8 protein-coding genes and 4 pseudogenes are annotated in these 11,741 nt (G+C 66.2%); 6 read left to right on the top strand and 6 right to left on the bottom strand.

Features of this window, described 5'->3' with window-relative positions; translation table 11 throughout:
* Positions 1-23: 23 nt before the first annotated feature.
* Complete coding sequence (locus ACZ68L_RS31055) at positions 24-1,358, bottom strand: aldehyde dehydrogenase family protein (protein ID WP_469583372.1); 1,335 nt, start codon at positions 1,356-1,358, stop codon at positions 24-26.
* Positions 1,359-1,505: 147 nt separating this feature from the next.
* Entirely contained in the window at positions 1,506-2,522 is a 1,017-nt protein-coding gene (locus ACZ68L_RS31050; RefSeq protein ID WP_469583370.1) for an alcohol dehydrogenase catalytic domain-containing protein, read from the bottom strand.
* 131 nt (positions 2,523-2,653) lie between these two features.
* On the opposite strand from ACZ68L_RS31050, the gene ACZ68L_RS31045 reads away from it, so the two are divergent.
* Complete coding sequence (locus tag ACZ68L_RS31045; protein ID WP_469583365.1) at positions 2,654-2,833, top strand: hypothetical protein; 180 nt, start codon at positions 2,654-2,656, stop codon at positions 2,831-2,833.
* Between the two features lie 215 nt (positions 2,834-3,048).
* Here ACZ68L_RS31045 and ACZ68L_RS31040 read toward each other — a convergent pair.
* From ACZ68L_RS31040 to ACZ68L_RS31030, 3 genes and pseudogenes are all read right to left on the bottom strand, one after another.
* Positions 3,049-3,678: pseudogene (locus ACZ68L_RS31040) on the bottom strand (transposase family protein); the annotation flags it as partial.
* A gap of 399 nt (positions 3,679-4,077) precedes the next feature.
* Positions 4,078-4,854: pseudogene (locus ACZ68L_RS31035) on the bottom strand (SDR family oxidoreductase).
* Between the two features lie 78 nt (positions 4,855-4,932).
* Entirely contained in the window at positions 4,933-5,628 is a 696-nt protein-coding gene (locus ACZ68L_RS31030; RefSeq protein WP_469583363.1) for a type 1 glutamine amidotransferase domain-containing protein, read from the bottom strand.
* 647 nt (positions 5,629-6,275) lie between these two features.
* Here ACZ68L_RS31030 and ACZ68L_RS31025 point away from each other — a divergent pair.
* The 5 genes and pseudogenes from ACZ68L_RS31025 to fumC form a co-directional block, all read left to right on the top strand.
* A pseudogene (locus ACZ68L_RS31025) lies at positions 6,276-6,614 on the top strand (acetate uptake transporter); the annotation flags it as partial.
* 55 nt (positions 6,615-6,669) lie between these two features.
* A complete protein-coding gene (locus ACZ68L_RS31020; RefSeq protein ID WP_469583638.1) occupies positions 6,670-6,879 on the top strand; it encodes a hypothetical protein in 210 nt (69 codons plus the stop codon).
* 359 nt (positions 6,880-7,238) lie between these two features.
* The gene (locus ACZ68L_RS31015) at positions 7,239-8,120 is read left to right on the top strand and encodes an SDR family oxidoreductase (protein ID WP_469583362.1); all 882 of its coding nucleotides are present in this window, start codon (positions 7,239-7,241) and stop codon (positions 8,118-8,120) included.
* Positions 8,121-8,258: 138 nt separating this feature from the next.
* Positions 8,259-9,914 (top strand): NAD-dependent malic enzyme, encoded by a 1,656-nt coding sequence (locus tag ACZ68L_RS31010; RefSeq protein ID WP_469583359.1) that lies wholly within the window; start codon positions 8,259-8,261, stop codon positions 9,912-9,914.
* A complete protein-coding gene (fumC, locus tag ACZ68L_RS31005) occupies positions 9,911-11,368 on the top strand; it encodes a class II fumarate hydratase (RefSeq protein ID WP_469583355.1) in 1,458 nt (485 codons plus the stop codon). Before ACZ68L_RS31010 ends, fumC begins: the two co-directional genes overlap by 4 nt.
* A 156-nt stretch (positions 11,369-11,524) precedes the next feature.
* On the opposite strand, the pseudogene ACZ68L_RS31000 reads toward fumC, so the two are convergent.
* Positions 11,525-11,647 (bottom strand): annotated as a pseudogene (locus ACZ68L_RS31000) (nitroreductase family protein); the annotation flags it as partial.
* Between the last annotated feature and the right edge of the window lie 94 nt (positions 11,648-11,741).

The following is an 11,741-nucleotide window of genomic DNA, read 5'->3' as shown; positions in this document are numbered from 1 at the left end:
GTGAGTCGAGCTTGGAGGGCAGGTCAGTGCAGCGGGACGTCGAGGACGGCCTTGCGGTGGCTGAAGGTCTCCAGGGAGTAGCGGCCGTGGTAGTTGCCCATGCCGCTCTCGCCAACACCCCCGAACGGCAGGGTCGGCACGGTCACATGAAGGACCGGCAGGCCGAAGCTGACAGCACCGGAGGAGGTCTCGTCTATCAGCCGGTCGCGGGTGGTGTCGTTGCCGGTGAAGGCGTAGGCAGCCAGAGGCTTGGAGCGGGCGTTGATGAATTCGATGGCCTCGGTGACGTCGGCGACCGTCAGGATCGGCAGGATCGGCCCGAAGATCTCCTCCTGCATGACCGGCTCGTCCGGCCGCACGTCCCGCAGCACCGTCGGAGCGATGTACTTCTCGGTCCGTTCGTGCTCACCACCGAGCGCGGTACGGCCCGAGCCGATCAGGCCCATGAGGCGCTGGAAATGGCGGTCGTTGACGATACGTCCGTAGTTGTCGGCCACCTTCGGGTCGGCGCCGTAGAGCTGCTCGACGGCCTTGGCCAGGGCCTCGGTCAGGGCGTCGGCGGTCTCGGGGTCGGTGAGGACATAGTCGGGGGCGATGCAGATCTGGCCCGCGTTGGAGAACTTGGTGGCCGCCAGTCGGGCGGCGACCGTGTCGATGTCGGCGTCGCGGTCGATGAAGACCGGGGACTTCCCGCCGAGTTCGAGGGTGACAGGGGTGAGGTGCTCGGCGGCGGCACGCATCACGATCCGGCCCACAACGCCATTCCCGGTGTAGAAGATGTGGTCGAACGGCTGGGCCAGCAGGGATGTCGTCTGCTCCACACCGCCCTGGACCACGGCCACGGCGTCGGTGTCGAGGTAGGCCGGCACCAGTCGGCCCAGCAGTTCGGAGGTCCGCTCGGCCAGCTCGGAGGGCTTGAGGACCACCGCGTTGCCAGCTGCCAGCGCGCCGGCCACAGGGACCAGCAGCAGATAGATCGGGAAGTTCCACGCCGAGATGACCAGGGTGACGCCGAGGGGGTCAAACCGGGTGTGGGCCGTGCTGCCGTCCGGCAGGTAGGGCACGGAGACCTCGGCTGGCTGCGGGGCGAGCCACTCCTCCAGGTGCTCCAGGTAGTCGTCGATCTCCAGGACCGTGGTGCCGATCTCGTCGGAGTCCACCGCGGCACGGTCCTTGCGCAGATCCGCCCACAGGGCGTCGGCTATGGCCTCACGGTTCTCGGTCAGCAGTGCCCGCAGCCGGGTGAGCTGCTCCATGCGCCAGGCCAGCGGCTTGGTGCGCCCGTCAGCGAAGGTCCGGCTCAGCCGCGCCAGCAGGGCGGCGGCGGCGTCGGAGGTGAGGGCGGGGTACGTGGTCATGATGGTGTTCCGTTCTGTGGGAAGGGCTGGATCTGAACAGGCCGCTGGTGTGAGCGAATGAGGAGCGCATGGGGTTCCGGCGTGGTCAGAGGCGCGGACGGAAAGCCAGCATCGATGCGGCGCCATCGTCCGCGTTCGCCGGGAGTGTCAGGCGGTGGTGTCGAGGACGATGCGGAACCGGGCCTGGCCGGACATCATGCGCTCGTAGGCGGCGGGCGCCTGCGACAGCGGGATCACCTCGGTCATGGGCAGGACGCCATGGCGCAGGGTGAAGGCGAGGTTGTCCTCGTTCTCGATGGAGCTGCCGGTGAGCGAGCCGCTGACGGTGCGGGTGCCGAAGATCAGGTCGGGTGTCCCGACGGTGATCGGGTCGGGGGCGGCGCCCACCACCATCAGATGTCCCTGCGGGGCCAGACCTGTGACCAGGCCGTTCATCGAGGCGCCGCTGGCTGCGGTGGCGATGATCGCGTCGGCGCCACCGAGGTCCCGCAGTGCCTGCCCGGGGTTCTGGGCCGTGCTGTCGATGTAGTGATCGGCACCAAGGTGCCGTGACAGTTCGTCCTTGCCCTCACCGCGGGCGATGGCCGCCACGCGGTAGCCGAGGCGGGCGGCGTACTGAAGCCCCAGATGGCCCAGTCCGCCGATGCCCTGGACCGCAACCAGCGCGCCCGGCCGGATCGGCAGCCGTCCCAGGGCCGTGTACATGGTCAGTCCGGCGCACAGCAGGGGTGCCGTCTCCAGCACACTGAGACCCTCGGGAACCCTGACCAGCGCGCTGCTCCTGGCGTGGACCACCTCGGCGTATCCGCCGTCGACCGTGGTCCCGGTCTGCGGCTGGTCGGAGCAGTTGACGAAGTCGCCCCGGCGGCAGCGCTCGCACTGCCCGCACTGCCCGCCGAGGAACCCGATCCCGACACGCTCCCCGACACTCCAGCCCCACACGCCGTCACCGACCGCGTCGATCACGCCGACGATCTCGTGTCCCGGCACGATCGGCGCGCTCGGGTCGGCACGCCATCCCTCCACCGCCACGGCATCGGAATGACACACGCCGCAGGCTTCCACTCGCACTCGCACATGACCCGGCTCCGGCTCCCGGACCTCCCGCTCGACCAGCCGGAAACGGCGGCTCTCCGTCACCTCGAAAGCTCGGTACGTGGGCAAGGTCTCCTCCTTCATCCTCATCATTGGGCCAATATGACCGGTCACTTTAAGGAAGTCAAGAGGCCGGTAGAAGCATGAAATAGCGCCGCCGCACTGCGCCGCGCATTGCGAACTGGCCTGACTTGTTCGCGATGCACATGGCTCAGGAGCAACAGGCTGGAGAAGCGGGATCCAACCGCTTCAGGCACCTGCCCGCACGCATCGCCCTGGACGACACGATCGCCACCCATCCGGCCACCCCGAAGCACGACCCCGACGGCGGGCGCGATCACGAACGCGACTTCCTGCTGCACTACGGCGCCGACGACTGACCCCTCGGCGGACCGACTCACCGTGGTCGTCCATCGCAGTGCCGGAGCCGCGGACGAGACGGACGTGTGGGTAATCGCGCCAACGATCTGGAACACTCTTCAGCTCCGTCGCGACAGGCTCGCATCACACCCAGTTCTTCCGCATGAAGAACCTCCACTGCCGATGTGACCGGGCCATTTCGCTCTCAGTTAGTAGTCCAGTGCGGTTTCGTGATCTATCCAGCGGGTTCGCCCGCGGTTCGTCGTTGGTAGTGGCTGCGTCGGGCTGTTGCCTGGTGGCGTCGGCGCCAGCTGGACCAGCGCAGCAGCCTGGTCGCGGTCACGGCTGGTGGGTTGAAGACGGCGACGAGCAGGTGTCGGATTTCCGGGACGGTCAGCGTGACCGGATCGCGGCTGCGGATGAAGTGGTGCGTATCGGCAGGCGGTTCGGGGGCCGCGTCGGCGGCGAGGACGGTCAGGAAGGCCAGGGCGAGCATGGCCAGCGTGATGTGCCGGTGCCAGGAGGTCCAGTGCCTGACCTGGTAGTGGTCGAGTCCGACCTGGCCCTTGGCGGCCTGGAAGCATTCCTCGACGCTCCAGCGGACACCGGCCACGCGGACCAGCTCGGACAGGGGCACTTCGGTGGGTGACCAGCACAGGTAGAAGGCGAGTTCGCCGGTGGACCGGTTGCGTCGGATGAGCAGGTGCCGGTGGCTGCCGGTGCCGATGCGGATCCAGGCCCAGTCGTAGTAGCGCGGGCCTTTCGCGCCGTTTCCGGCGCTCTGACAATGCCAGGCCGTGGCGGGCAGGCGGTCGGCGACGGTATCAGCGCGGACGAGAGTGCGGCCGTGGTTGATCCTCACCCTTGCGCCTCTACCACCTTCCGGCACGCCTGGCCCGCCATGCCCGCCGTCGCATCCTGCGCATCGAGAGGACCTGGCCCTGGGCGGCGGCATTCACCGCCAGTTGGAAAAGGCTCACGCAGCTTCCGGTCGCCACCTGACGGCCGGACTCCGTCCCGACGAGGACCAGGAAGGAGGACAACCCGCATTCTCCGGGCCCGTGGAACCCGGCGCACCCCGCGGCGTCACGCGACGGCCCGTCCTCCAACGGCCAAGGACATTACGGCGAACAGCCGCGCTGATCAGCGACCACAACCCACTGACGAATCGAGGTTACGAGCACGCGGCGAGGGGTCTCCGACACACACCGGAGGCCCCTCGCCGATGCGAGACGACCGGAGCTCTGGCCCGCCCTGGATCGGTTCAGTACGGCTGGCCTGTCGGCATGATGGTGACTTGCTGGAAGTTCACCCGGCGCGGGAGCGAGGCGAGGAAGCCGATCGTGTCGGCTATGTCCTGGGGCGTCAGCCACTCGATGGCCTCCTTTGAGCCCTCCAGCCAATCGATCGCCCCCTGGTCGGTGACGTGCTCCTGTAGCTCGGTACCGACGATGCCTGGTTCGATGGCCGAGACGCGGACGTGCTTCGGGCCCAGTTCCACGCGCAGGTGGCGGGAGAGCTGGGTGACGTACGCCTTGGTGCCGGAGTAGACCGCGAAGTTCCGGAAGATGTTCTAGGCCGCGATCGACGACGTGTTGATCAGGTCGGCCACGCCGTCTTTGCCGGCGGCGTTCACGAGCTGCGGGACGAACACGCCGATGACGTTCATCAGGCCGGTGATGTTCAGGTCGATCTGGCGCTGCCACTGGTCGGTTGCCAGTTCCTCGATCGGGGCGGGGAGCATGACGCCGGCGTTGTTGAGCAGCAGGTCGGCGCCGCCTCGTTCGGCCGCGACCTGGTCGGCGGCCGCTTGGACCGCCGCCTTGTCGGTCACGTCGGCGGTGATCGCGGTGGCGCTGCCGCCGTTCTTCTCGATCCTGGCGACCAGGTCGGTCAGCCGGTCGGCGCGCCTGGCCAGGACGACGGCGTGTGCGCCGAGCGCGGCCAGCTTCTCGGCGGACGCCTCTCCGATTCCGCTGGAGGATCCGGTGATGACCGCGACGCGGCCCTGGAGGGGGTGGGCGGTGTGCTGTGTGGACATGGGTTCACCTTCCGGAGGAGGAGCCAAGTTGGCGTGCCGCCGGGCCGCGTCTGGGATGTCCGGATCCCAAGGCCGGTCTCAGGAAAGAACCTTGACCACTTCCCGCGCCAGCGGCTCCGACGAAGCCGGATTCTGTCCCGTGTGGAGGTTGCCGTCCGACATGGTGTACGGCTCCCAGGCGGGACCACGTGTGTACTTGGTGGGGAGCTTCTTCAGCTCGTCCTCCAGCAGCCACCTCGCGTCCTTGGCGAAACCGACGCCCTCTTCTTCCTCGTTGCAGAATCCGGTCACGTTGAGGTCCGCGAAGGGCGTTTTGCCGTGCTCGTCGCGGGTCGCGAGGATCGCGGCAGGAGCGTGGCAGACGATGGCGAGGGGCTTACCCGACGCGAGTGCCTTGCGGAGCAGTACAGCGGAGTCCGCGTCGAAGGCGAGATCTTCCATTGGGCCGTGCCCGCCCGGGTAGTAGACCGCGTCATAGTCCTCGAGCCGTACGTCCTTGATGGCGATGGGATGGCGGAGCTGTTCGGCCGACTCGATGACCGCTGCCTCCTTGAGCATGTTCTCCTCGCCGCCCGCGTACCGGGGCTGCAGGCTCATGGTGTCGACGACGGGGATAACGGCGCCCGGTGTTGCCACGGTGACCTCGTAGCCGGCGTCCGTAAAGACGTCGTAGGGTGCTACGAATTCCTCGGCCCAATATCCAGTCGGATGGCGATGCCCATTCTTGAATGTCCAGTAACTTGCGCCGGTAAGTACAATAAGAATTCGACCCACGACTGATCTCCCCTTGATGTCAGGGCGGGCATATGTCCCTTTTATGCTACCCACGCCGGGCGGCCGCGGCAACCGGAAGTCGTATTCGCGGCGACGCGGAAATTCAATACATGGCGCCCATATTCACTTTCCTGTCCGCGTCGGTTTCAATGCTGCCTGATTTTCGGGGTCGTGGGGCAAGTGAAAATCACCAGCAGGCCACGTTCATTGCCCTCCTGGCGCTTCTACGGGGGCAACTCGCTCTGGCGGATCTCCGGCGGACGCGCGTCGGTCTCTATTCGTTCAGGTGTACCCGCCCCAGCAAAGGTGGAGGCGGCTACTCCAGCGCGGTGGAACGGCGAATTCGGTGCCTGAGGTCGGCGGCGCTCGTGATGATCATTCGCTCCGGGGTGCTGCACCATCGAAGCGTCATACCGAGACTTCGTCCATAGCCTGCTACTGTCTCGTGACCGTTTCGATTTCATCTCCGGCGAACCATATGCAACCTGTTGACCAGTGCTCTTGCGTAGAGCAGTTTGACACGAGCAGCAGAACGAGACCCTAGATAGGGTCCTTCCGTTTCGCATCCATCGTCATACGTACCTGCGGCTCCACCGCCTGGACTTACTGCGCCCGGCCTTGCGCCACTCGGTCTCATTGCATTCAGCATGGCAAACATCATCCAGAGTTTCTTCAATGCCGGCATCAATCCGGCCCTCTTTCCCGCCGCGTTCCCGCTCGAGTTCTTCGTGGGCGGCCTTGTCCAGATGATCGCGGGAATCTTCGAGTTCCGGCAGGGCAGCAGGCTCGACGCCGCCGCGTTCACCGTGCTGGGCGCGTTCTGGCTGTGCTTCGTGGTCTACGCCAAGTACATCGTCTCTATTGTGCCCCCAGAACAGGCTCACACGGGGACGGGCCAGTTTCTGCTGCCGTGGGCAGTAATCCTCCTCGTCCTCACGCTTGCGGCAGTTCGAACTACGGGCGTGCTCCTGGCCGCATTCGTCTCCACTACCATCAACGTTTCCGTGCTCACGGCAGGCGAGTTCGTCGAATTCCACCACGTTGATCAGAGTTGCGAGCGGCTTCGGCTTCCTCACCGCGGCGCTCGGCCTGTACGGTGCGTTCGCGGGCCTCGTCAACGGAACGTGGGGCCGACACGTGATCCCGACCTACCCGGACCCCGGCAAACGTCTCGAACGGCTTGCCCGCAGCAAGGCACGCCCTACGTCGGTGACCTCGTCGGCGGCGGAGAACCCTGAGCTCTCCAACTGAGCCGCGGTGGAACGCGAGCTCCGGGTAAGCCTTCGAAGTCAATCGCCCAATAGCGCCGAGATGCCGGAAAGTTGGCACCTGAATTCAATGCGGGCCAGGTCGAGTTCGCCGAGTTGCCGGGAGCCGCATGCGGGCCCAGACTGAATATCAGGTACGGCGTGGGGACCATCGGTGCCCGATCTGAAGATCCAGGTGGCGCTGCGTGTGGCAGGCGGCTTCGAGGCTCGACCACAGTCACCTCATCCAGCCTCACCTTTTGCTCCAAGCCACCGCGAGGCGCGTGCCGTTGGGCGTTTCCTGCAGTGCGCCGGTCCCTGCAGCGCCGTGAAGGACCGAGGACGTGAAAGGAACGACTCCACATGGCGAATGCAGCATTGAAGGACCTGAAGAAGGTCCTCATTACGGGAGCAGGCACCGGCTTCGGGTTCGAGGCCGCCATGCGCCTCGCCGAGAAGGGCTTCGACGTGATCGCCGGGGTGGAGATTTACGCCCAGGTGCAGACGCTGAAGTGGCAGGCGGCGGAGCGAGGAGTCGAGCTTCAGGTCGTGAAGCTCGACGTCACGAACGACGGAGACCGCCGCAAGGCCCTCGACTGGGGTGTGGAGATCCTGGTGAACAACGCCGGGGTCGGTGAGGGCGGCTCCACCGTTGACATTCCCGAGGCGAACATCCGGCATCAGTTCGAGGTCAATGTCACGGGTCCGCTGGTCCTCACCCAGGGAATCGTCAAGCAGATGATCAAGCGCGGGGCCGGCCGCGTCGTTTGGGTGTCCTCGCGGGAGGGCCTGAACGTCAATCCCTTCACCGGCATCTACTCCGCCTCGAAGCACGCGGTCGAGGCCATCGCCGAGACCATGGCCTACGAGTTGCAGGAGCACAACATCGAAGTCGCCACGGTCAACCCGGGGCCCTTCCTGACCGGCTTCAACGACCGCATGTTCCAGACCTGGGAGAGCTGGGAGGACGACGCCTCGGAGCGCCTCTTCGACTACTCCAAGCTGGCCTTCCCCCGCCCGCAGTTCGACCCCGAAGCGGTGTTTGCCACGCTGACGGCCGTTGCCGCTGGGGAGGTCGATAGCTTCCGAAACCTGGAGCCCAAGTCGATGCTTGAGGAGACCAAGCAGCTCCAGGCGGTTCCATGGGAGCGCAAGGTCACGGACGGCCTCGGGACCCGGCATCCGGCTATCCAGCACTCCTACGAGATGAAGCCCGAGACTCCCGTGGCCGTCTCAAGGGGCTGAGGGCAGCGGCACGGGCAGGCCGTGGACGCAAAGCAAGGGCTTGGCGGAAGCCGACCGGGGGCCGGACGTTTTCCCGTCGTGTGAAGCCACGCTCACTCATGAGCGCGCAGCACTCGCAACAGCTGGAGGTACACCACAATGCGTGTCAAGCCGACCGTGCTGCAGGATCGCTATCGCAACCGCGGTACCGCGTACACGCTGGAGGAGCGGGCGAGGCTGGGGATCACGGGGCGACTGCCGGCAGCGGTCGAGACTCTCGACGAGCAGGCCCGTCGCGCCTACGCACAGCTGCTGCAGCAGCCTTCCAACCTGCACGAGTACATCTACCTCAACGAGGTCCACGACCGGAACCAGGTGTTGTACTTCAAGCTGCTCGCCGACCACCTCGAGGAGTTGCTCCCGGTCGTCTACGATCCCACGGTCGGCGAGGCGATCGAGAAGTGGTCGGTCGACTACCGCGACTCGCGCGCGGTGTACCTGTCGATCGACCGTCCGGACGACATGAAGGCGTCGTTCCAATCGCTGGGCCTCGGCGCGGACGACGTCGATCTGATCGTCGTCTCCGATGCCCAGGAGATCCTGGGCATCGGAGACTGGGGCGTCAACGGGACCGACATCTCCATCGGGAAACTCGCCGTCTACACGGCCGCCGCGGGCATCGACCCCAACCGCGTGATCGCCGTGAACCTCGACGTGGGGACGGACAACGAGCAGCTGCTCAACAATCCGTCCTATCTGGGCAACCGGCACGCACGGGTCAGCGGCCGGCGCTACGAGGACTTCATCGCCCGGTATCTTCAGACCGCGTCCGAGCTGTTCCCGAAGGCGTTCCTGCATTTCGAGGACTTCGGGCCGTCGAACGCCCGGCGGATCCTGGTGGAGAACGCCGACAAGTACCGGATCTTCAACGACGACATGCAGGGTACCGGCGCGATCGTCATGGCTTCGGCGTTCTCGGCCCTGAAAGTCACCGAGGGACGCTGGCCCGAGCAGCGGCTCGTCGTCTTCGGGGCGGGCACTGCAGGCACCGGCATGGCCGACCAGATCCACGCGGCGATGCTCAGGGACGGTGCGACCCCCGACGAGGCGAAGAGGAACATCTGGCTGATCGACATCCACGGCCTGGTGACCGATGCCATGCCGGACCTCCCCGACTACCAGCAGGTCTACGCGCGATCGAAGTCCGAGGTCGGCGGGTGGGGCGACGGTGAGATCGATCTCCTCACCACGATCCGACACGTCAAGCCCACCATCCTCATCGGCACCTCCACGGCCCACGGCGCGTTCACCGAGGATGTCGTGAGGGCGCTGGCGGAGGGTGTCGAGCGTCCGATCCTGCTGCCCTTGTCGAATCCGACGAGTCGCATCGAGGTCATGCCGTCGGACGCGGTGCCCTGGACCGAGGGCAGGGTGCTGATGGCGGTCGGCATCCCGGTCGAGCCGGTGCAGTACAACGGGGTCTCCTACGAGATAGGGCAGGCGAACAACGCCCTCCTCTACCCGGGGCTCGGTCTCGGCACGATCGTGTCGGGAGCCAGCCGCGTCACGGACAACATGCTGCTCGCCGCCGCCGAGGCAGTAGCAGGCCAGGTCGATGTGTCGGCGCCCGGAGCATCGCTCCTGCCGCCGGTTGCGAACCTGAGGGCGTCGTCCGCGACGGTCGCGGTCGCCGTTGCCAAAGCCGCGGCAGCGGACGGTGTCGCGACAAAGTCTCACGACAACCTCATTCAGGCGGTCCAGGACGCGATGTGGGACCCGGTCTATCGCCCGGACGACCTGGAGGGCGGCCAATGAGCGACAACCAGTCGACCCCGGAGATGAAGGACCTGCCGATCGGGATCCAGGCCGGCGGGAGCCGGCAGGAATTCGACAGTATGGGCACGGTCGACGTGCCGGCTGACCGGTACTGGGGGGCGCAGACGCAGCGCTCGCTCCTCCACTTCTCCATCGGAGGCGACCGGATGCCGAAGGAGGTCTACCACGCCTACGGCTACGTGAAGAAGGCGGCGGCGCTCGTCAACGCTGCCGCTGGACGGCTGCCCGACTGGAAGGAGCAGGCCATCGTACGGGCGGCGGAGGAGGCCATCACGGGCAAGCTCGACGACCACTTTCCGCTCTACGTCTGGCAGACGGGGTCGGGCACCCAGAGCAACATGAACGTCAACGAGGTCATCTCCAACCGCGCGTCGCAGTTGCTCGGCGGCACGCTCGGGACCCAGAAGCCGGTCGCCCCGAACGACGACGTCAACATGGGGCAGTCCAGCAACGACAGCTTCCCGACCGCGATGCACGTCGCCTCCGTCCAGGAAATCGACGAGCACCTGCTGCCGCAGGCCCGGGAGCTCGCCGCGTCCATCGAGGCAAAAGCCACGGAATGGGCCAAGGTCGTCAAGATCGGCCGCACGCACCTTGAGGACGCCGTACCGCTCACCGTCGGGCAGGAATGGTCCGGCTACGCGGCGCAACTGCGCGCCTGCATCGAGGAGATCGAGCACAGCCGCGACGGCCTGCTCGAACTCGCGCTGGGAGGCACCGCCGTCGGCACGGGGCTGAACGCACCCGAAGGCTTCAGCCACGACGTCGCCGGCAAGATCGCCGAGCTGACCGGCAAGTCCTTCGTCACAGCCGAGAACAAGTTCATGGCACAGGGGGCCCTGGACCCGATGGTGCGGGCGCACGGCGCACTGCGCGGGCTGGCCGTCGCCCTGATGAAGATCGCCAACGACATGCGGTGGCTGGCCTCGGGCCCGCGTACCGGCTTCGCAGAACTGGAGCTCCCGCAGAACGAACCCGGTTCCTCGATCATGCCCGGCAAGGTCAACCCGACCCAGTGCGAAGCCATCGTCATGATCGCCATTCAGGTGCTCGGCAACGACACGGCAGTCGCCTTCGCCGGCAGCCAGGGCAACTTCGAGCTGAATGCCATGCGCCCGGTGATCATCAACAACTTCCTCCATTCCACGCGCATCCTCGCCGACGGAATGGAGAAGTTCCGCACCTTCTCCGTCAGCGGTACGCAAATCAACCGAGAGAAGATCGGACAGTACGTGGACCAGAGCCTGATGCTGGTCACGGCCCTGAGCCCCGTCATCGGGTACCAGAACGCGGCACACATCGCCGAAGCTGCGCTGGCCAACGGCCAGACGCTAAAGGAGGCCGCGCTGGCAAGCGGTCACGTCGACGAGAAGACGTTCGACTCCGTCATCGACCCCCTTTCCATGGTCGGCCACGGCGCCTCCGGCGCCTGACACACTCTGGCGGCGGACAGCCCGCCGGCTCGTCGGCGAGCTCCAGTGAACGCCCGCGAGGTCAGCCAAGGCATGCAGGAGAGGCCCTGGTTGATCACTCCTTCTCTGAACTACGAGTTGCGAGGGCCGGGGTCGATGCCAGACCGACATGGCCGGTCACACTCCGATGAAGCTCACGGTTTCTGTCATGTTCGCTCGCCCAGTACGCAGCCGTGGCACGCCTTCCTTTTCGAATCCTACCGAGACACCGCAGAACAGTACGAGCCCGTCATCGGCTCCCCCTCTCTGTCAGCCTTGGGTGAGACATCCCGTTCTGCGGGGTTAGCCTGAGAGGGCACGACAGGAGAACCGTCCCTTATGCCCAGCACAGAGC

It is taken from the genome of Streptomyces sp. NPDC104309, from assembly GCF_055584025.1.
The sequence above is the reverse complement of the archived record's forward strand: the minus strand, read 5'-3'. Positions and strand labels throughout refer to the sequence as shown.